Origin of the sequence: Schlesneria sphaerica, assembly GCF_044336245.1 — a bacterium.
In the GTDB taxonomy this organism is placed as follows: Bacteria; Planctomycetota; Planctomycetia; order Planctomycetales; family Planctomycetaceae; genus Schlesneria; species Schlesneria sphaerica.
Genome location: NZ_CP172346.1, coordinates 1,775,212 through 1,796,834, shown reverse-complemented (window position 1 = coordinate 1,796,834; position 21,623 = coordinate 1,775,212). Strand labels below are relative to the sequence as shown.

16 protein-coding genes are annotated in these 21,623 nt (G+C 55.8%); 4 read left to right on the top strand and 12 right to left on the bottom strand.

What is annotated here, in order from left to right:
• Window positions 1-16: 16 nt before the first annotated feature.
• From ACGY09_RS06625 to ACGY09_RS06590, 8 genes are all read right to left on the bottom strand, one after another.
• The gene (locus ACGY09_RS06625) at window positions 17-397 is read right to left on the bottom strand and encodes a hypothetical protein (protein ID WP_397570953.1); all 381 of its coding nucleotides are present in this window, start codon (window positions 395-397) and stop codon (window positions 17-19) included.
• A 142-nt stretch (window positions 398-539) separates the two neighbouring features.
• A complete protein-coding gene (locus tag ACGY09_RS06620) occupies window positions 540-1,415 on the bottom strand; it encodes a PRC-barrel domain-containing protein (RefSeq protein WP_397570952.1) in 876 nt (291 codons plus the stop codon).
• 589 nt (window positions 1,416-2,004) lie between these two features.
• Window positions 2,005-2,649, bottom strand: a complete 645-nt coding sequence (locus ACGY09_RS06615) for a dihydrofolate reductase family protein (RefSeq protein ID WP_397570951.1) — start codon at window positions 2,647-2,649, stop codon at window positions 2,005-2,007.
• Between the two features lie 153 nt (window positions 2,650-2,802).
• Window positions 2,803-3,297, bottom strand: a complete 495-nt coding sequence (locus ACGY09_RS06610) for a VOC family protein (protein WP_397570950.1) — start codon at window positions 3,295-3,297, stop codon at window positions 2,803-2,805.
• Window positions 3,298-3,785: 488 nt separating this feature from the next.
• Window positions 3,786-5,882, bottom strand: a complete 2,097-nt coding sequence (locus ACGY09_RS06605) for an ATP-dependent helicase (protein WP_397570949.1) — start codon at window positions 5,880-5,882, stop codon at window positions 3,786-3,788.
• Between the two features lie 478 nt (window positions 5,883-6,360).
• Window positions 6,361-6,759, bottom strand: a complete 399-nt coding sequence (locus ACGY09_RS06600) for a DUF2171 domain-containing protein (protein ID WP_373651062.1) — start codon at window positions 6,757-6,759, stop codon at window positions 6,361-6,363.
• A 428-nt stretch (window positions 6,760-7,187) separates the two neighbouring features.
• Window positions 7,188-7,604 carry a hypothetical protein gene (locus tag ACGY09_RS06595; RefSeq protein WP_397570948.1) on the bottom strand — a complete coding sequence of 139 codons (417 nt, stop codon included), beginning with the start codon at window positions 7,602-7,604 and terminating at the stop codon, window positions 7,188-7,190.
• Window positions 7,605-7,819: 215 nt separating this feature from the next.
• A complete protein-coding gene (locus ACGY09_RS06590; RefSeq protein WP_373651064.1) occupies window positions 7,820-8,842 on the bottom strand; it encodes a DUF1559 domain-containing protein in 1,023 nt (340 codons plus the stop codon).
• Window positions 8,843-10,658: 1,816 nt separating this feature from the next.
• On the opposite strand from ACGY09_RS06590, the gene ACGY09_RS06585 reads away from it, so the two are divergent.
• From ACGY09_RS06585 to rpsD, 4 genes are all read left to right on the top strand, one after another.
• The gene (locus ACGY09_RS06585) at window positions 10,659-12,890 is read left to right on the top strand and encodes a serine/threonine protein kinase (protein WP_397570947.1); all 2,232 of its coding nucleotides are present in this window, start codon (window positions 10,659-10,661) and stop codon (window positions 12,888-12,890) included.
• A gap of 208 nt (window positions 12,891-13,098) precedes the next feature.
• Window positions 13,099-13,671 (top strand): hypothetical protein, encoded by a 573-nt coding sequence (locus ACGY09_RS06580; RefSeq protein ID WP_397570946.1) that lies wholly within the window; start codon window positions 13,099-13,101, stop codon window positions 13,669-13,671.
• A gap of 124 nt (window positions 13,672-13,795) precedes the next feature.
• The gene (locus ACGY09_RS06575) at window positions 13,796-15,823 is read left to right on the top strand and encodes a DEAD/DEAH box helicase (protein WP_397570945.1); all 2,028 of its coding nucleotides are present in this window, start codon (window positions 13,796-13,798) and stop codon (window positions 15,821-15,823) included.
• A gap of 223 nt (window positions 15,824-16,046) precedes the next feature.
• Window positions 16,047-16,658, top strand: coding sequence for a 30S ribosomal protein S4 (gene rpsD / locus ACGY09_RS06570; protein WP_373651068.1), 612 nt, complete (start codon window positions 16,047-16,049; stop codon window positions 16,656-16,658).
• Window positions 16,659-16,968: 310 nt separating this feature from the next.
• Here the strand turns inward: rpsD and ACGY09_RS06565 are convergent, their stop codons facing one another.
• The 4 genes from ACGY09_RS06565 to ACGY09_RS06550 all read right to left on the bottom strand — a co-directional run bounded on the left by ACGY09_RS06565 (window position 16,969) and on the right by ACGY09_RS06550 (window position 21,287).
• Complete coding sequence (locus ACGY09_RS06565; RefSeq protein ID WP_397570944.1) at window positions 16,969-17,364, bottom strand: hypothetical protein; 396 nt, start codon at window positions 17,362-17,364, stop codon at window positions 16,969-16,971.
• A gap of 230 nt (window positions 17,365-17,594) precedes the next feature.
• On the bottom strand, window positions 17,595-18,437 hold the full coding sequence (locus ACGY09_RS06560) for a menaquinone biosynthesis family protein (RefSeq protein WP_397570943.1): 843 nt from the start codon (window positions 18,435-18,437) through the stop codon (window positions 17,595-17,597).
• A 239-nt stretch (window positions 18,438-18,676) separates the two neighbouring features.
• A complete protein-coding gene (locus ACGY09_RS06555) occupies window positions 18,677-19,645 on the bottom strand; it encodes a dihydrodipicolinate synthase family protein (protein WP_397570942.1) in 969 nt (322 codons plus the stop codon).
• A gap of 103 nt (window positions 19,646-19,748) precedes the next feature.
• Window positions 19,749-21,287 (bottom strand): sodium:solute symporter, encoded by a 1,539-nt coding sequence (locus ACGY09_RS06550; protein ID WP_397570941.1) that lies wholly within the window; start codon window positions 21,285-21,287, stop codon window positions 19,749-19,751.
• Window positions 21,288-21,623: the final 336 nt, after the last annotated feature.

The following is a 21,623-nucleotide window of genomic DNA, read 5'->3' as shown; positions in this document are numbered from 1 at the left end:
TTTACAAAATGAGGTTTCAAGGAACGATCGCAAACGATGTACCGACCTTTCCTGATTGAGGGGCATCTCGCTCATCCCGCGGAATTCCTCGCGAGTGGAAGGGCGGCGGGAGAGCAGCCATCGAAGAGGGGGCGAAGTTCCGAAATCGCTCGGGGTTGAACTCATCGGTGGAAGTCGGAAGCAAATAGGTCCATGTCTTCGGTATGAGTTGAAACGCCGAAAACTCACCCGCGGCGATCGGGCAGATCTTGATGGGGCATGAGAAATCGCTCTGCCTGGCTTTTCCAGTGACATGGCCCAGCCGAACAGTCGCTCCAGGTATTTTCAGGTGGTGATGCTCTTTATGGCAAATATCTGATGTTGCATCGACCAGACTGTCGTTCAATCGTCCGATCATGTCTCTCGCGTCTTTCTAAGCTTCTCGACGCGTTATCAGACAGTGACTCGCCGGGGTGTAAAAAAAACAGGGCAAAACTCGTGGCGAGTTTTGCCCTGGAGCGACGTCAGGTTGCGACTGATATCAGGTTACCTCTCAAACCCTATTTGGGATTGGGAGTATTAGGCTTAGGTTCATTAGGAACAGGAGCCGGCTTCTTTGGTTCCGCCGGTGCATTGCCCCGGGGAGCGGGTGGCTTAGGAGTATTCGTTCGGGGTGCATCTGCTCCAGGTCGATCTGTATTCTTGGCATCTGGTGCGGGTTTTGAGCGTTCCGGGGTGGGACGGTCAGCGTCATTTGAAGTTGGTTTATCGGTTCGCCGGTCCGGGTTATTCTTGGAGGCCTCGTTGCGATTTCGGTCTGAATCGGAATTGTTCGGACGAGCATCATCCGATCGCCGTCGTTCAGACTGGGGATCACGATCATCATCGTTGTCGTCTCGCAGGGCCGGCTTGTTCACCCGGACATTCGTCCCGCGATTCAATCCGCGAACTCCGATCTGGGATTGCTGCGAGTAATACTCGTTCACGCGCGGACCCCACTGGGTGTAGGGGGCCTGGCGCCAGCGATTCCATTGAAAGTAAGGGGCTTTAACCCAGACAGTCTGAGGGATCGTCAACGTGGTAAACTGAATGACGTTTGCATCGCCGAATGAGGGTTGAAAGACAGTCCACGGCATCACGTAAACCGTGTCTTTTTCTTCCGCTTCATTCATTGCCACGACAGCGTAGAGTACTTCCGATGAGCCTCCATTGATCACCAGGTCCTTGATCTTTCCGACTTCCTGGCCGCCATCATCTTTGACGGGCAAGCCAATCACTTCAGAAGCCCGGTAAATCTCGCTTTCGCCAACCGCCCCGTCGCCACGCGTCGGCACAGCTGCTTTACCTTCAACCTGATCATCGGCCAGAACAGGAATGATCCCCTGTCCGCTGACGAACAACGCAATCGCACTGACTTTTACCAGCAGATTCTTCATGGAACTCTCCGATAGCTAATGAAAGATGAAAACCGATCGCCTCACGTTGAGTTGCGATCCGTCAAAGTTCCCGATCCATGTCAAATCGAGTTCTCAGACAGGCGGAACAACTTGATGCCATTCCGCGAACTCGAACGTGACGCTCATCCAAGGTGGGTGAGACGGTTTCCCGATGGAGCCTGAGCAGGAAGCGGTACTTCGCTCTGGCAGGGAATGTTCGGGACCATCCGCAAATCACATTCCCCAAGTGGAATTGAAAGGCGTAAGAGCACGAGCGGTAGTGCGGTTGGGAAAGCCTGCTAAAACAGGAAGACGCCGGTTGAATGGACGCTGCGTTTGATAAGATATTGTGTCGATCGAGGGGGCTCTGCAGGAGGTGCAGATCTGAGAGAAAGGTGAATGAACGCGCCTTGGGCGATGCACCGAGATCTCAAACCGAGCAGACTGGTCGATGGGCGGAAATTTGTCGTGGCGGAAACCTGTTCCCCCAGGCCGCGCGGACCTCTTGAGACATCCCTATCAGATGCACTGGTTGAACGCGTGTTATGGAGAGGGGGATAACATGACTCGGGTTGCGATGACGGTGAGTTCAGCGCCTGACCAGCACGTAGTGCACGGCTTTGGGGGATGGCGTTACTTTCTCGCATTGATAGCCAAGTGCGTTTAGATCAATGCCCTCAAAAAGATGTTCGCCCCTACCCAGCAGAATGGGCGAAACCGCCAGATGCAGTTCATTGATCAATTTGCATCGAAGGTATTGCCGGATCGTTGAGGCTCCCCCCAGCAGTCGGATGTCCTGTGCTCCCGCCGCCCCCTGCGCCTGTTCCAGAGCGGCGTGGATGCCGTCGGTCACAAAGTGGAAGAGGGTCCCCCCTTCCATTTCGAGGGATGGTCGCTTGTAGTGCGTGAGCACGTAAACGGGGGAGTGATAGGGGGGATTTTCGCCCCACCAGCCGCGCCAGGTTTCGTCAGGCCACGGGCCCCGGATCGGACTAAACATATTTCGTCCCAGAATCCACGCCCCTACCCCGGCCATGCTTTGTGCAGCGAGTTGATCATCAATCCCCGTCTCGCCCCCTTCCTTTCCCACCATGCTGTGGAAGGTTCGGGTCCCGACCAGCCATTGGTGCAAGGACTCGCCTCCGATCCCGAGCGGATTGTCCAGTGACTGGTCAGGACCGGCGCCGTAACCGTCCAGCGAAATCGTAAATCCTCGAACGAGCAGACGTGCCATGGACTGGTTCCCAATTCGTGGGGCTGAATTCTCAGAAACGTACAGACTGGTCGCTCATCCATTCCAGTTGAACGCTGGCCCGGTCAAGAGTCTGAAATCGAGGGGCGTCAAGAGCGACGAGATGAAGTGCGACGGCCGATCGGGTTGCGAGACTCACTTTCCGCCGTCGATCGCCGCCTTGATGGTGGCAACGTCGATTTTCCTCATGGGCATCATTGCATTGAACGCTCGCTGGGCGATGGCCGGATCGGGATGGGTAACCGCCTGCATCAGGATCTGCGGTGTAATTTGCCAGGACAATCCCCACTGATCCTTGCACCAGCCACACTGACTCTCTTCGCCACCGTTATTGATGATGGCATTCCAGTAGCGATCCGTCTCTGCCTGGTCCTCGGTCATTACCTGGAATGAGAATGCCATCGAGTGTGAAATACCCGGCCCACCGTTCAGACCCAGGCAGGGAATGCCGAGAACCGTGAATTCCACCGTCAGGACATCGCCGGCCTTTCCTGACGGATAGTCGGCCGGAGCACGCGTGACCTTGCCGACAGTCGATTCAGGGAATGTTTTTGCGTAAAAGCGAGCTGCCTCTTCTGCTGTACCGTTGAACCACAGGCAAACCCGATTCTTCACTGCTGCTGCTGTCACGTTGTTTCTCCATGGATTTGGACGACTGCCCCACCGAAAGACATACCTCAGAGACAGAAATTCGATCGTGGCACGGGCTGTCTGCTCGTCGACAAGTGCGGGCTCAAGATCCATTTCCGTCACGATTATTGGAGAGTCGATTTGAACCCGATCGGCTCTCCGGAATCTTGTCGAACGAAACGGACCGATTCGACAGTGGCTCCAGGAATTTGAGGGAATTTTTTAAGGTGAGACTTCGCGGTGGAATTTACCGGATCAGGAACGTTTGATCTGGTGTGCGGGGCGATTCGGAACCTTGGTATGAAGGGGACCGGCCCCCTTCAGTGAGGTCGGCCCTGGGAATGCTGGGGCTGTCCCCCTTGCTCGGGATTCGGTGGGAGTTCGCTCTGCAACTGACGCGTCCCCGTTACTGCTGCGTCCTCGTTGCTGCGAAATCGCAACAGGGCGAACGGTATTGTGAGGTAGGAGATCTCATTCGGGGATGGAGGCTATTCCCACATCTTGCCAATTCGCTTCCGGACATCCGCCGTGGTCACCCCAGTCGCCGTCTCGTATCCGCTTGACGCGGGGGGGCGCGTATTGAGTTGGACGCGATCGAAGTATTCCATGACTTCATCCGGCAGGAACCGCGTTCGCTGTGAGTACGAATGGCGATCACTTTTGAAGTGCGAATGAAAATAGTAGCGCTGCGGATGCAGTACGTAGAGGTTTGACCTCGCACGCGTCAGAGCGACATAAAACAGTCTACGTTCTTCTTCAATTTCCTCGGTGGATTTTGTCGCCATGTCCGATGGTATATTGCCATCGGCCGCATGCAGCACGAAGACCGATTCCCACTCGAGCCCCTTGGCGGAATGGATGGTACTGAGTGTGAGGTAGTCTTCGTCGAGTAGCGGATCGACCGCAAAATCCTGCGTGGAACTGGGAGGATCCAGCGTCAGATCGTTCAGAAACTGGGAACGGGACTCAAACCGTGCAGCCATCTGCTCGATCTGTTCAATGTCCCGCGCCCGCACGAAGGCGTCGTCGTACTTCTGTTCCAGCAGCGGCGCGTAGAACGTCCGGATGTGATGAATCTGCGAAGCAAGTTCCAGGGGTTTTGTTGTCCGCCCTGACAGGATCCTGAGTAAGGCGATGAACAGTGGCCAATGTGTCGATGTGGCCGCCGGTGGCTTAAAGTCGCTCCACGCTTCAAAACGTCCCTGCTGGGCAACCAGTTGCTCAATCAGTTGCGACGCTTTCTTCGAACCGATTCCGGGAAGCAGCAACAGGATTCTCAGTGTGGACACAGCATCGCGAGGATTTTCGGCGACTCTCAAAAACGCCAGGACATCTTTGATGTGAGCCGCTTCGACAAACTTCAGGCCTCCGAATTTGTGAAAAGGAATATTCCGTCGGGCCAGTTCCAGTTCCAGCCCCAGGCTGTGATGCGCCGCGCGAAACAGGACGGCCTGCTGTTTCAGTTCGACCCCCTGCTCTCGCAACGAAAGGATCTGCTCGATGACGTAGTTGGACTGCTCATCCTCATCAAGACAGGAAACGTAGTTTGGTTTGCATCCTTCCACTCGCTTCGACCAGAGCGTCTTGCGATGTCCTTCTGCCGCGAGGGCGATGATCCGGTTTGTTGCTTCGAGAATCGGTTGAGTCGATCGATAGTTCTGTTCTAAAGGCAGTACCGTCGTGTTGGGAAACTGCTGGGGAAAGTCGAGAATGTTTCTGACGGTGGCGGCGCGAAATCCATAGACCGACTGAGCGTCATCACCAACAGCGGTGAGGCCAATTCCGTCGGGACAAAGCCCACTGACAATCTCGGCCTGAAGAGTGTTTGTATCCTGATACTCATCCACAAGAACACAGTCGAACTTCTGGCGAATGACCTCACTGCACGCGGGCTCTGCAATCAGGCTGTGCCAGAACAGCAACAGGTCATCGTAGTCCAGTGTCTGCTGTTGTTCCTTGCGATCGGAATAGGCAGAAAACAGCTTTTTCAGACCCTCAAGTTGATCGGTGACCCAGGGAAACGATTCCTTCAGGATTTGTTCGAGCGGACGCTGGGTGTTGACGACACGGCTGTAGATGTCGAGGCAGGTTCCCTTCAGGGGAAACCGCTTGTCCGTCCTGGTCAGCTCAAGTTCCGTACGAAGGATGTTCAGTAGATCTTCGGCGTCACTTCGATCGATGACCGTGAATTCGGGGCTGAGTCCTATCAGCTTGCCATGCTGCCTGAGGAGTCGTGTCCCGACGGCGTGAAACGTTCCGCCCCAGACCCCACGTGCAGCGGCCTTCGTTGGTGTTCCCTGGGCTCGATCAGGTTTTTGCTGTTGCAGCAGCAGCGAATCAACGCGCCTCAGCATCTCGGCTGCGGCGCGACGCGTGAACGTCAGCAACAGGATTCGACCTGGGTCAATTCCCCGGGCAATCAGACACGCAACCCGGTGAGCCAGAGTCGTAGTTTTGCCCGTCCCCGCACCGGCGATGATCAACAGGGGGCTTTGCCCATGCGTGGCCGCTGCCCGTTGCTGTGGGTTGAGCTTGGAAAGCAGTGAATCGAGGAATCCGTCAGACTCGTCGGTCGTCCTTGTCACAATCACTCCGTTCAATGCGCTGCCGATGGCGGGACCCCTCTCGTGTCCGCGACCCGTCGGCCAATTCCTGGAATCGTGCATCATAACAGAAACGGCGACGTCGCAAGGCGTCGAGATCCGACTCTCCGGCAACTGCTGAGCTGAAGGAGGTTTAAAGTCTGCGGAGACGATAGGTCTGTGGGGCTTGGATGAATGTTCTGTGGAGATCGAGCCAGCGAGCGCGAGGAATGTGTTGAGAAATGACAGCGTGATCGGTCTGAAGCCAATCTGCCACACGTCCAGCGTTGTTCGGTCTACGGAATCGCCGTGGAGCGTTGTCACTTCATCCGAGTGGGGAACGCGGTTAGTCCTCCGGCAGTCAAGCGTCCGTCGTTGCGTGGTGGGCGAAGAGCCGCAGTCGTAGCCCGGAAAAAGAGCAAGGGGGACCCGACCTTGTGGTGCGGATCCCCTTGCTCTGTGAGTTCTGTCAGGAAATTGTTCAGTGACTGCAACCGCAGCTGGCCGCGTCTGACTTCCAGGAACTCTCTGTTTCCATCGAGTTCTTATTCAGATGGACTTCGCTGTCGACGTGATCGACCCACGAAGCGGGGATGTAGTGATGCTGCCCATCGGAGCTGTGGTTTCTGGTCAGTTTGATCCCGTTTCCCTCAACGTGATCGACGACCCCCACCTTCTTGCCGCACGAGGCGACGACGGACATGTGGTCTTTGATCTGGGAATAGCTCTCGCAACACTGGGATTGGCCCATCCCCGTCGCCGATTTCACATAACCCACGGCGTTCTCGGCCCCTTGAGCGATCTGCTCACCGGCGCGTTTGGCCACGTCTGCCACAGCCTGTCCCGCTTCAACCGCTTTTTCCTTGAGTGAGTTAGCCATTTTGCTTTCTCCTTGAATTTGGTCATCGAATGGTAGGTTGTCACGGCTGCAAACCGCGAACGTCTACCCACTCAATTTTGCAAACGACGTGCCGCCCTTCCTTACGTTCCGTGAAGAGTTCCGATCGGATCGCCGAGCTCACAGGCGAGCGATCATTTCAAGCAGACGGGCATGACGTGACGGGGACTAGTGTCAGCGCGGTTTTCGACTGAGTACAGCTTGAAGGGCTCGAGACCGCTATCCGGTTGCGGAGGCGAATAAGCTTTGCGGCAATGAGACATGAATAGAAAGCAGGAGAGCCTCTCAGTTGGTTGCTGAGAGGCTCTCCATAGATTGAGCGCTGACGATCGTCGATCGCCTTGCCCGAGCAGATTCAGAAAATCTGTCCCGTCGACAAAACTCCGTATTCTATTGCCGATCGATTGGAACTATTTCCCTCCTCCCAGAGGTGCTCCCGTGCGAACTTTCTTCGAAGTCATTTTGATTTCCACAGGATCGGCCGATTTGCTGACCGTGACTTTCACACTGTCCGCCGTCGGACTGGTCCCGATCTTCATGGGGTCGGGTAGCAGCAGGACGACGTATTCGCCGGGGACAATTCCCGGTTTGTTCGGATAGCTCTTCAGATCGACGCTTCCATCGGAAGCGACGGTTCCGGTTGCAGGGGGAATTTTTGAATCCGGGCTGGCTGCTGACAGACTCAGCGTTGCAGGACCATAGGGCTTATCATCAAGCACCAACTTGGCAGGGACCGTCACAACTGGCAATTGAGCTGGTCCGCCGCCGCAGCCGGAAAGGCTAAAACACAGGACCGCCAATCCAGCGTATTTCCAATTTTTCACCATGAACTGAATCTCTCCCGTCATACAGTGCCTGGAAATGCTCCAGGCGAGTTTATTGACTTAACAGCACCAGAGTGCCGATGGCAGGAGCAATGTCCTGCCGCAAAGCGATGGATTTATTCATCGCCAGCACCCCGATGGACGCTCAGAATGAAATCGAGCCTTCTGGCGTCCATCGTGGTGAGAGTGAAAATGACAGAATCGACCGTGATCAGCCTTTAGAACTCGCCGATGCTAACTTGAGCGTTGGCCCCGGCGATCGAATGCAAGGCTTGCCAGAGCGACAACGTCCAGTTCCCATCGTGCATCAGACTGTTGGAAGTAAACCGGACCGAACCGTCTGCCATCAGAACGTGGATTCCGCTGACATGGAAACTGCTGGGCCCAGGCCATTCCGAGTTGGCTGCATAAGCAGCAATGTAGGTCGGCGAAAATGCGTAGGGACCTGCTTTCCACCAGTCTCTGGAACCGCAGGCAGCGGTAGTACCGTCTGGAAAGAGGGTGGTGTTATTCGGAATTCCAGGACTGATCCCGCCGACTGACATACTGTCGCAGTTGGTTTGTGTCGCCAGCAGTTGGGTACGGAATACACGCTCGCCAGCGACTCGCTTTCGGCCCTGGCCACCGAATTGCGAGCCTGTGTTGCTGCTCGAATCGGTTTCTGCTGCCGCAATCGTGTTCGATGTTCCGTCAACGATGTCACGGATCGAGAAGTGCGTCTTGTGCATGAAAACGCCCGCAAGGCGGGTATCTTCGTTTCTCGACCACCAGTCCCACCCTTGAGAAACGGCATATGAGCCGTACGACAAGCCATTGTGGGGTGGACTCGGCAAATATCCGATATCGGATGGGCACAGCAGTGCCTGTAACTGAATCGTCTCGAGAGGCTTGCCACCCAGATTCTGCCCCAGTGCGGGCAGACTGAAGTTGATCATGTTGTAAAGCGGAGCCTGATCGACGTACGGCAGGACCGCGCAAACCCAACTGTAATTTCTGGGCTGCCGGTTAGACTGGTCACCGTTCAGAGTCCAGATCCCGTCGGCGGGAAACTTGTTGTAGGTGTCATGATAATTGTGAAACGCGAGTCCGAGCTGTTTGAGATTGTTACGGCACTGTGTTCGACGTGCTGCTTCGCGAGCTTGTTGGACTGCCGGTAGTAACAGTGCAATCAAGACTGCGATGATGGCGATGACCACCAGCAGCTCAATCAGGGTGAATGCTTTTCGACGATCATTCTTCATGGCCAAGTCTCCAAAGATGATGGGAAGGAAATGCGACTGGTCGATGCCAGTAGACCAGATCATTGAATTCGAGATCAGATGACCGTATCGCTATGCTGATTGATGACCTGCAAGAATGTGACACTTAAGAACTAAGCTCAGGTCGTCAGGATATAGCCGTGAGTCTCCAGAACATGCCATAACTGTCATGGCATGCCTGCTGGATTATGTAGGATGAAGTAGATAAACGAATCAGCTGTAGAACAACGACGCTATATGTAAGACGCAGGCATTAACAAGTCCCCGCAGCGGCTTGTCTGCAATGAGCAGATCCCGCAGTCGAAGAATTACCTATGATGAAGGCGCAAGTCGTCTGTCGTCATCGCAGTGACGTCCGCATCGGCTGCGCTTGACTCGCTGTCCGCTTACTCGATCTGCCCCCAAGCCGTTTTCAAATCCGTGTTAATGAGAATTCGCTGATGGAATTCCATTCGGAACGCCAGAGGCGCCCGCGTGCGCGTACTGGTTCGTAAAACGGCATCGAATTTGGTGGAGAGAAGTCGCTTGCCTTACCCTGTTCCGCAATGGAGTCGCGGAATTGGGGGTACAAGCAAACTGGAACCATTAGTACCAATGGGGCCGATGAGTTGAGCACAAGTGCTGGTCCTTCCTCCTGAAAGAAGAAGGAGATCGAATGTGCACTTGTTGCGAGTCTAACGCTCGTTTTCTACCGCCATGTTGAGAATTTGGGCGGGCGATCCAAGCGGGAAACGAATTCCAACGCGTGGACGGACTCTGACGCCGGGGCGCGATGCTTCAGCAGTGCAGGCGTGGGAAGAATGGTCTGAAACATCCAGATCCAGCGTTCTTGAAGCTCAGGGACTGCAACAGGAGAGTGCAGCGGAGCCTCTTGAGGCCCTTGTTGGCACGAGGGGCCATTACAAGGTTTTCTCTTCAATGGAGATGCGGGCAGGTTCGTTGAAGACGAATGCCATTTCGCGAGTTGGCTTTGAAACTCAGCCCCATCAAATTCGGCATGGTGACGGAGATAGTCACCGCAAGTTGCTTCTGCTTGACCAGGAGCAAGCAGAACTGCAGAGCAGAGTCCTGCCACGATCAACAAAGCGAGCCGGAGCTGTCGTTCACGACAACCTTTGAAGAATTCGCGACTCGTAACAATTGCGTGCAAAGATGACTCCAGAGATGGGCGGCTTCATAGTACTTGCGTCGAGGGGTTTCTCGCAACTGGTATTTAGAGAATTATTTTTCCTGGCTTCGTGATAGCACGATGTAAAGGGGGATTATTGGACGGCGCGAAATTCAGGAATGAATATTTAAACTAAGATTCAAGTGGCGTTACTCCATGTGCTTTCTTGCGTCTCAGTTGCCAAGTTCTGGGACTGTACGATTGCTGTTCAATCTGGTGCAAAGAATTGTTGGAATTACCTGGCTCCGGACCACCTTTTAAAAGACCATTATGTTTTCAGATGCGCTGTAGGCTAGGCAAATCTGAGAAAGGAGAGGAGAATAAATCGAGTCAGCATTCCAGTGAGGCAAGGTCGATTGAACTGTGTGTGTCGTGAGCGCAATCGTTGAAAGAAGTCCTGCTGATGCGGACCGCGTGACCCAGGGAGCTTCCAACGTTCCTCGAAACATGTCCCGATCTGGAAAGTGGAATTGAGCGAACTTTCCCGGCATGACGTCCGGGTGACCCTCAGGGACGAACAACGTGACATCGGGGATCTCGACGTGGGAGCACCATGTGGTGTATCGTTATTCCGGATGGAGGCTGATCCTTCCGGGGTTCGAATCGAATACTGCCAGAGGGTTTTGGAGCGTGGTGGATCAGGTCAGGTCTCAATTGACGACAGAGATCGCTTCGCACGAAGTGTTGAGCGATACGCTGAATCAAGACGCCGAGTCGATCCAGAAATCTCTTGATCTGAGCGGATTGGCGGGGGAGGCCCCCTCCGTCGTGCCTGGTTACCGGATTCTCAAGCCGATCGGCGAAGGAAAGTATGGCTCCGTCTGGCTGGCCCGCGAACAGAATACGGGAAAGCACGTGGCGATCAAGTTTTACACCCACCGCCGTGGTGTCGACTGGTCGCTGCTGGGACGTGAAGTCGAAAAGCTGGCGGTGCTGTACACTTCGCGAAATATCGTCGGTTTGCTGGCTGTCGGATGGGATCATGATCCCCCGTATTATGTGATGGAGTACCTCGAAAACGGTTCGCTGGCTGCTCGACTGGCTGTCGGCCCTCTCGCTGTTGCGGACGCTGTCCGAATAGCCACACGCGTCTGCCAGGCGCTGGTGCACGCTCATGGAAGCGGGATTCTGCATTGTGACCTCAAGCCGGCGAATATCCTGCTGGACCAGGACTTCGAACCTCGCCTGTGTGACTTCGGCCAATCGCGTCTGGCGGACGAACATAGCCATTCCTTGGGAACGCTCTTCTACATGGCTCCGGAGCAGGCGGATCTGAAGGCCGTTCCGGACGCTCGCTGGGACGTTTACGCGCTGGGGGCACTCATTTTTAACATGCTCACCGGCACCCCGCCCCATCGGACAGAAGAGACCGAGCGACGATTGAGTTCCGCAGGGACACTCGAAGAACGACTCTCTATTTACCGGCAAATCGTTCGTTCCGATGCCAGACCGACCAGTCACCGCAGCGTTTTCGGCATCGACCAGCAGTTGTGTGAGATTGTAGATCGCTGCCTCGCTGCCGATCCTGCAAAGCGTTTCCCGAATGCTCAGGCGGTGCTGGATAAACTGGTCAGCCGTGAGCGATTCCGTGCCCGGCGACCATTGATTCTGTTGGGGCTGATCCTGCCATTGCTGCTGCTGTTGAGTATCGCTCCACTGGCAATGGACACGATGAATGATGCCGTGCGGACAACTCAGGACAATCTGATCCGCCGGGCGCTTGAAAGTGATGTTCTATCGGCAAATCTGCTGGCTGACAGCATCAATCGTGAACTGGAAGACCGGCGGCATGAGCTCGAGACTCTGGCCGCCGACACGCGATTGCGGGAGGAGATTGCCAGCCTCGCCGTGCTTCCCATCGCGCAGCGGAAACCACTGATTGACCACCTCGATCGACTGAAGCGGGAAAACGATGAGCGGTCGAAAGAGTTAAGCCGCGTCCAGGACTCAAGCTGGTTCCTGCTGGACGCGAGCGGGATCCAGCGCTGGAGATCGCCCGCCAGTCAGATGCAGGATGAAAACATGGCTTGGCGCGATTTCTTTCACGGCAGTGGCAATGACTGGCCGCGCAACGAAGTTCCCGTGGATATCCACGCGATCCGGACGTGTCGGATCTCCATTCCGTTCAAATCTGCGTCGAACGAACTCTATGTCGTCGCGCTATCGGTGCCCGTGTTCGATCCTCAAAAGTCGGAAGACGTGATCGGGGTGCTCTGTCGTACCCTGACACTGGGGAGTCTGATTAAGGACTATCAGCGGAACTGGCAGACCCAGATTTCGGACGGGGTGAATCGCAAACTGGCCATCGTCGATGGGGGGGATCTGGACGGCGAGCGTCATTGGCAGTTACTTGCCCATAGCTGGATGGATGACTCGCAACTGGGGCAGATCAGCGAAGCCGATTTCCGGAAGCTCCGATTGAAGGGAATCGTCGATGATGAAGTTCTGGAGAATCTGGAGGAACTGATTCGACAGAACAAGAAGGGGGATCCCAGCGTCGCAAAAGGAGAATATGACCGGACGCGACACTATATCGATCCTGTTCATCAGTTTGACCCGGATACCTATGGAGGGGAATGGCTGGCCGCGTTCAGCCCGGTGGGAAACACAAAATGGGCCGCGGTCGTACAGGAACGCAAGGACGTGGCTCTGCGTCCCGTGGAGGAATTGAAGGCCCGCATGTTGAATTCGGCCATCGGCGGCGTGTTGGTGGTGCTGGGACTGGTTGCCGGATCCTGGTGGTTGATTGTTGCTCTGTTGAGTGAGCGTGCACCTCGGTGGCTCAAGTTCTGGCAGCCCCGCGCCGCGAGGAGTGGAACGACGATGATGTCTCTGACTGGCAAAACCGTTCCAAGCGACTGAGTCGCAGCCAATAAAACTTGGAAAGGTTCCCGTCTTTACGCATTTTCACCAGAGCGCGCAGCCCCGATCGTTGATGCTCGGACGTGGGAATTCTGACATTCAAGTCGCACCGACGAACCGACGATCAATGGAAAGTCACCCGAGATGTGGCAATCACCCTTGCGGGGGACTGCCGGGCAAAACTCTGAAAAACGTTAAGGAAATATGCATGTCGAACGGGAATCACGACCAGTTTCGGTTGGGCTTCCTGACAGCGGTTGAGGACGAGGAACGAGGATACGTCGGCGGACTGCTGATCACGAATCGGTTTGGTCGTCCTCTGGAATTCCAATGCACCTCGCCCGTGAAACCAAATCGGACCCAGCAGATTCTTTATGGCCCCACCCTGAGACCTTACGTTTTGGGAGAGCTGATTGGGCGCACCCTACTGGAAAAGGTCGGGGTTAAACCGCATTTGATCATGGTTGAGACTTCCGATCTGCTCGATCTGAGAAGTGTTACATCACTTCCTGTCGCCAGCCTGCCGACGACTTCTCCGGACTCAAAGTCCAGTGAAATAGCAAAGAACAGGGGGAATGGTGAGGATGGTGGAGATGCCTCCGGGTCCTTGCGGCTAGGCAAAGAATTGATCGCATTTCATGCATCCCATCCCGAGGACAGGACCGAGGTCGAGAACTATTCGAAGCTGGTTCCCGGTGATGCAGATCTTCGTGAACCCTTCGAGCGTGTCCGTGAAGCCTTGGTCGAAACCCTTCGACTCAGTCTCGCACGACCCGCCTGACGGGATGGTTGTTCTGAAGAGGGGATGGTCCGACTGATCGGGATATGAGAAGCAGCGGGGATTGCCTAAGCTGCTGAGATGGACGGTATTCTCGGAAAAGACGAGAGCCTGATTCACGCAGGTGATGGACAATCAGATCGCATCGGAGGACGCATTGATCAGGGACGATCTCAAAGCCGACAGCGAGCTGGCGTCAAAAGTACGGCGAGCAAAATCGGGGTCACTTCAGGGGCCCCACTGGACGCCGCTCAAGGCCATTGACGCGCAGGAACTGGGGGATGCCTCGCAGGATTCGCTGGACGAACTTCTCAGCGATGTTGCAGTGGAATCCGTGCCACTCAAATTGCGCGCGGATATTCATTCTTCGGGCCAGAATGTCGCAATGCGACGCTGGGCTTCGGTCGAGGTTGAGCCGCAGGGGATGCCGAAACCTCCCGCGCTGATGCCGGCCTGGAAGCCCACGCGGCAACGTGTCGCAACCTTTGGAATTCAGTTCCCTGAAGGGGCCTCACTGCTGGAAAAGCAGAAGGCCGACGCTGCGGCGCAGAATAAGGGTAAGAATCCCGAGGAACCGTTGGGGCCGCCCCCCATCGAGATCATGCCCGACTACGAACCGCCGACCCTTGCGTCACTCGTCGATGGTTTGAACGAGGTTCCCGAGAAAAAAGCCGTCACGCGGATCAAGCCACCTGACGATGCATTGTCGGTAGAAGACCGACTCTTCTATCTGCTGCAACCTCCTCTGCAGACGTGGCTGGCCGGTCAGGAACTGATTATGCCGTTCGAGCCATTCCCCTATCAGTATGAGGGAATTGGCTGGCTCTTTTCTCATTCATCTGCACTGCTGGCGGATGAAATGGGACTCGGCAAGACCATGCAGACCATCACGGCAATCCGGTTGCTGGTCCGCAGTGGACAGGCCCGACGGGTGCTGCTTGTTTGCCCCAAACCTCTGCTCCCGAACTGGCAGCGAGAGTTCCAGACCTGGGCCGAAGAACTGCCGTTTGTCGTGGTCGAAGGGGACAGTGAGCGGCGCAAATTGACCTGGACGATGCCTGGCGTCCCGGTGTTGATTGCGAATTACGAGTCACTGGTTCGCGACTTCGCGGCATTTGGCGAAGGTGAATTTCCCAAGTTTGATTTGATCGTGCTGGACGAAGCTCAGCGAATCAAGAACCGAACTTCGCGTACCGCAGTGACTGCGCGGGCACTTCCCCGCCGCCGAAGCTGGGCATTGACCGGAACGCCGATTGAAAATCGACCGGAAGAGTTGGGAGCACTCTACGAGTTTCTCGAGGTGGTTCCTCCCAATGCGACGCCTGACCTGCGGCAGCTTCAGTCTCTGGCGAAGCAGTTCATCTTGCGCCGAACCAAGAATCTGGTGATGAAGGATATGCCGCCGCGGTTGGACCGCGATGCCTACCTCGAACTCCTTCCTGCCCAGAAACATGCGTATGAAATGGCAGAAAAAGAGGGAGTCATTCACCTGAATGAACTGGGTGATTCGATCACGGTACAACACGTCTTTGAACTGGTGCTGCGGCTGAAGCAGATTACGAACTTTGACCCGCTGACTGGCGAGAGCTCAAAGCTGGAGCGGCTTGAAGCGGATATGGAAGAAATCGCTGCCAGTGGTGGCAAGGCGATTCTCTTCAGTCAGTGGACGAAGGTGATCGATTGGCTCGCCAAGCCGATGGAAAAGTATGGTGCACTCGTCTATCACGGCGGAATTCCCCACAAACAGCGGGAACCGATTCTGGCCAGGTTCAAAGAGGATCCGGATGCCCATCTGTTGATGATGAGTTACGGGACGGGGGCTGTGGGACTGAATCTGCAGTTTGCCGGGTATGTCTTCCTGTTTGACCGGTGGTGGAACCCGGCAATTGAAGACCAGGCGATTAATCGAGCTCACCGGATCGGTTGCAAAAGCCAGGTGATCGTGACACGATTCATCTCGAAGGACACGATCGAAGAGAGAATTGACAAAGTCCTGACCGAGAAACGTGAGCTGTTCGCTGCGATTCTCGGTGAGGGGGATGATACGAACGTCTCGCTGAGCATGAATGCATCCGAGATCTTCGGACTCTTCGATCTGAAGGCCCGCCACGGCAAGGGAACGCGGGCCATTGGACCTAAACCGGTAACGCAGTAGCGAGATCCACCGCGGAGTCACGCTATTGCAGTCGGGTCAGTCCGATGCGTCGTCCGAAGAGAGACCTCCGCTTTCCGATTCTGTCTCGACGAGACAGACGCCGAAGTAATCAATCATTTCGGCACTGTTGACGGAAGTGTGAGGACTTGCCATTATTCCTCTCTTCGATTTAGGTTTCAGTAATTATGGGTAGACGCAGGTCGACTGCACGGGAGTGATTTGCATGGGTCGGTATTCGGGTCCCAAGGGACGAGTTAATCGCCGGTTGGGGGCGATGGTGTTTGAGAACGCCGGAGCTGCAAAGGCTTTGGAAAAGCGTCCGAATCCTCCTGGGATGGCCGAGCGTCGCCGTAAATTGTCCACCTACGGTCTGGCTCTCGCTGATAAGCAGAAGATCAAGTACCACTACGGGATGCGCGAAGCTCAGCTGCGTCGCTATTTCGCCAAGGCACGTGCCCAGAAGGGTAACACCGGCGATATTCTGCTGGTGATGTGCGAACGCCGTCTCGATAACGTTGTCCGCCGGGCTGGTTTTACGACCACTCGTCTGCAGGCACGTCAGGGGATCGTTCACCGACACTTCCAGCTCAACGGAAAGACGATCGACAAGCCCTCGATCTTCGTTTCCCCAGGCGATGTGATCACTCTCCGCAACCGACCAAACGTTAAGAAGTTGTACCGCGAAATCGTCGACAACTCCTCTCGTCAGTCAGTTGACTGGGTCTCGTTCGATTCCAAGGACTTGGAAGCCCGCGTTCAGGCTCTGCCTACCGCCGGCGATGCGACTGTACCTCCGATTGAAATCGGTCGCGTGATCGCTTTCATGTCTCGCTAATTCTCGCAGATGCAGGTCTGCATGGTTGCTGCCGCGTACAGGCTGCGCAGCGATTGCAGGCGGATCACATGAGAATGTGCCAGTGACCGGCACGCTGAATTCAGAAAGGTGCTTGCGAACTTTCGCAAGCACCTTTCTGCTTTATGGTGACGCGGATTCGGCTCGCAGGCACCTTCGATCAAGTCTGTGCTGGGCGGGGGCCGGCGCGTAGGTCAACCAATGAAAGCCGCGCGAGGTTGAATGGCTCCGACTGTCCCCGGCGACTCCAGTGACGTTCTCGAGGGGGCAGCAGTTGTGTCTCCGCAGTCTTCTACTGCGGAAGGTGCTCGGCGGAAGACTGAAAGATCTTGCGCGTGCGGCGTTCGCTTTCAGGGGAGTGGGCGTGATGACTCAGGTCAGCCAGATTGGCGGCACACGAGCGGCAGCCGATGACTTCAACATGGAACTTGAGGTATTGGGTAAGTCCGTCCCCAAGTCTTCCCGTGACAAACGCTCCCCAAACCGATCTCGAGGGGCAACTTAAACTCCCGTGTCGCCAGATTTCCCCGACGCTGGTCTGCCCTTGGTCTCGCTCGGAAAGGAGCGTGACGAATCGGTCCTGAATCAGTCGCTCATTGCGCAAGGCGCGTTCGATCTCGGCAGATCGCTCGGAGGAGAGGCGTTCGTCAGCGTAGGCAAGCAGTTCCTCATCGGTGAAGTCAGGCATTGATCATCCTTTGCTTCAACTCATGGGGCCTGATCAGTCTGACAAGTCGTCCGCTCTGGTATCAGCGGGCGATGGCCTTGCGTAACGCTACGAGAACTTTGGCGTGAATGCTTCCACATACGGCCTGCGTGCCAGCACTCCTGCGAGGGGCGTATTCGCGGTGATGGTCGCCTTTGCAGCAAGGTGAGGCCGGGGTTTCCATCGAGCCTCACCTTGCCTGTTCGTGTGTGTCAGCCGATGAACTCAAGCTGAACGGGTTCGGGAACGATCTTCGCCTGATACGCTCGTTCAAGCAGAAGCGAAACAGCTTTGCGACCTCGCTCGCCGAAGTCGATCGTCCAGTCATTGACGTACATCCCGACAAATTTGTCGGCCTGACTTCGATCCAGGTCGCGACCGAATTGAAGTGCGTATGCCAGCGCGTCTGCACGGTGGTCGAGGGCATACTGGATGCTTTGCTTCAGCAGCGCAGTTACTTCAACCATCGCCTTCGGACCAAGGTCACGTCGGATGGCGTTGCCACCCAGGGGCAGAGGAAGCTGTGTTTCGTTCATCCACCACTTGCCGAGGTCAACGATCAGGTGCAGGCCATCGTTCTGGTACGTCAGCTGGCCTTCGTGAATGATCAGTCCGGCGTCAACCTTGCCTTCGCTGGTTACTTTGAGAATCTCGTCGAAGGGGTAAACGACCGCCTTGAAGTCGTCTCCCAGAGCGAGGCGAAGTGCCAGATAGGCAGTCGTCAGCTTGCCGGGGATCGCGATGGTTTTGCCACGGAAGTCGTTCAGGCTTCCTGGCTGCTTCGCGACGATCATGGGGCCGTAGTTGTCACCCATGCTGCAGCCACACGCACAAAGTGCGTAGGTCTGGGTCATGTAGGCGTAGCCATGCAGACTGACGGCAGTCAGCTCCAGCTCACCTCGAAGAGCTCGCTCATTCAGCGTCTGGATATCCTGAAGCTCGTGAGTGAACCTGTAGTTGCCTGTGTCGATCTTGTCATTGGCGAGCGCATAAAACATGAACGCGTCGTCAGGGTCAGGACTGTGTCCAACACGAATGAGGGTCTTTTCGGACATCGGAAAACTTTTGGCTGAAGGTCAGAAATTCGCAGAGCAGTCTCCGCGTTTGCTCACTAGCGAATCCTAGTGATCTTCCCCCAGCCTGACCACTCTCCCGCGTGCCGAAAGCCCCCTTTCACCGCCATATCCGATGCGACTGGTCCTTCGCGAGAGATCAGTCGCTGACGCATGATCTCTCGCGGTACCCTGATGGATCCGTTGAGGGCTGGGGGGCTACGGCACTGATGTGACGAATGTCAGTTGGCCACGCGGGCGGCTGCGTGCTGAACAGGGAGCTGTGGGCCGACCGACGCCAGTAAGTCAGAAATTTTTGACCGATCTGATGCGGTGACAGTGCTGAATGGGGGAGCAAGTTGCTCGGAACAGATTCCCGCGACTGACAGGGCGCACTTCAGGCCCGACAGATATCCGGATGGGCCTTCGCCAGCGATGCCGTAAAGGTTTCCCAGTTCCATGACCAGCTTTTGCAGGCGATTGATTTCCGCGTGGTTTTTTCCGTCTGCCGCCTGGAAGAGTTCGACGAACAATCTTGGATACAGATTGGCACCCCCATTGACCCCTCCATCTCCCCCCATAAGGACGGATTCGGCGGTCAGGTGTTCAGGGCCCATCAGGAATGTCCAGTCGGGGCGGACGGACCGCAGTTCCAGCAGTTTGCGGAAGGCCTCGATGTCGCCTGAGCTGTCCTTCACACCACAAATGTTCTTGTGGTCGGCCAGTTGTCGGACGGTCTCGAACGTCAGGGACAGCTTCACGCAGGAAGGCATGTTGTAGACGAACAGTGGAAGCGGAGAATCGTCGGCCAGTTCCGAGATAAAGCGGCTGACGTGCGATTGCTCGACTGAAAAATAGTAAGGTGGTGCCGCGACAACCGCAGCGGCGCCGACGCCATGAGAATACGTCGCCAGTTCAAGGGCTTCGACGAGAGATGTGTCGGTGATTCCGACGAGCACCGGCACACGCCCGGCGACAATTTCGCATGTGCGTTCGACCAGTTCATAGCGGAGCCGGTACGAAAGACTGGGACCTTCGCCTGTCGTGCCCAGGATGAATAACCCCGCGACCCCGGCGTCGATTTGATGGTTGAGCAGACGTTCCAGTCCAGCGTGATCCAGATCGTCGCGTCCAATGAGCGGAGTCACTACGGGAGGCACGATGCCGCGAATTGGTTTCGGGAAAGCAGGAGTGGAAGGAACGGAAGGCATTACGAGCGACTCCAAAATGAACGGAACTCAAGTCTGTGGACGGGACGAGGCAGAAGCTTAACGCTGACTTTGCAAAGTTCATTTTATCGACAGAGGAGCAGGTTCACGTGGAGAGTTCCTGGTCAATGACACTTTCTGGAAGTGGATCGATCCGAACTTCACGAGTTTGCCGTTCGGCCAGCCGGCTTGCAGTCAGTCCAATCAGCAAAATCGTTAGTGCTCCCACGACAATGATCAGGTTGTCGTTGAAAGGGCTGACAAACCAGCCTAATCCCTGTGAGCTGAGATAGCCGCTGGCCATGGGGGTTACCGTCATCCAGACGATGACGATGACTCCTGCTGTTACGGCGATCGCAGCATGACGCGAGTTCGCTCGTCGTGAGAGCAACCCGAGCAGGAAGAGGCCCAGTAGTCCGCCGCTGAATATTCCCGATAGTTTCCACCAGACGTCCAGCGCGTTCCGCTGGCGTCCGACCATGGCCAGGGCTGCGCAGATGCTGAGCATTCCCATAATCAGCGTTGAATAATGGAGAACGCGCATCGACTCTTTCTCGCCAGCATCCGGGTGAATGTAGCGACGGTGAATATCGCAGAGATACAGCGTCGCACAGCAGTTCAGATTCGAGTCCATTGCGGCTGAGAAGATTGCCGCCAGGACGAGCCCCATCACGCCGGGGGGGAGTTGCGAGCCGATGAAGTGCGGGAAGACAGCGTCGGGCTTGATGTTCGGCGGCAAGTCGGATGGGCGTTGCTGGTAAAGTACGAAGAGTGCCGTCCCGATAAAGAAGAATGCCGCGCTGAGGGGAATAAAGCAAAGGCCCCCCATCCAGACGCTCCGTGCTGCGTCTTCATCGGATTTCGCTGTCGCATACCGCTGGATGTAACCCTGATCAATGCCGAAGTTCTGTAAGTGTGTGACGAGTCCGAATAGCACCATCACCCAGAATGTGGACTGGGTCACTCCCAGGTCCATGTCTCCCAGGCTGAACTTATGATTGGCCACCGCGACTTGGAACAGTTCAGGCAGTCCTCCGCTGATTTGCATGACGACAGCCAGTCCGCATAGGGCGACTCCGGCGACCAGCACGCATGACTGAACGACGCCGGTCCAGATGACCCCTTCTGTGCCACCGAACAACGGGTAAATGGTGATTGCGATGCCGCTGATGATAATGATCGTCGATACTTCCAGCCCGATCAGTGGCGCCAGTGCCAGTGCCAGCAGGTAGAGGATCATTCCCAGCCGCGCGAACTGAGTCAGCAGGAAACAAACGACACCGTATGTTCGTGCCCACGGGCCGAATCGTGCTTCGAAATGTTCGTAGGCCGACAACTGGCCGCTTCGCCGGTAGAACGGGACGAAGTATTTGACTGAGATCCATGCGGCAAGAGGCATTGTCACTGCGAGGACGAATGCATTCCAGTTCCCCTGGTATGCCTTGCCTGGGTTGGCGATAAAGCTGATGCTGCTGATGTAGGAGCCGACAATCGACATGCCGACGGCCCAACCGGGGATGGAGCGACCAGCCGACATGAATTGTTCAGATGACCCGCTTCTTCTGGCGAACCAGCACCCGAACCCCACCACTCCCACCAGGTAAGTTGCAAGCACAATGAGGTCAATGGTGCGGTCTGCTGGCATCGTCTGTCTTTTCAGTTTTATGGGCCGCTAAGTGTTCATCAGCAGGCTGACAAAATCGATGCGGTCACGCAACCGAGACCCTTTAATTACCCCTCGGTTCCCGACCGCTCTCTGCTGGCACACATGTCAGTCGAACAGTGAGCGTAACCGACGCTGTCAAAATTCGGGCAATTGGAAAATTCAGATAAATCGGCGCTTGCAACCGCTCTGGCAAGCTGCGTAATCTTTTCGGATGCCGACCTTGATGCCTGTTCAGCGTCTCGCGGACATTTGCGAATTGCATTCAACCCATCTGTACGTCGAGCGTGTAAACGAGGTCACTGAACATTCACTTCT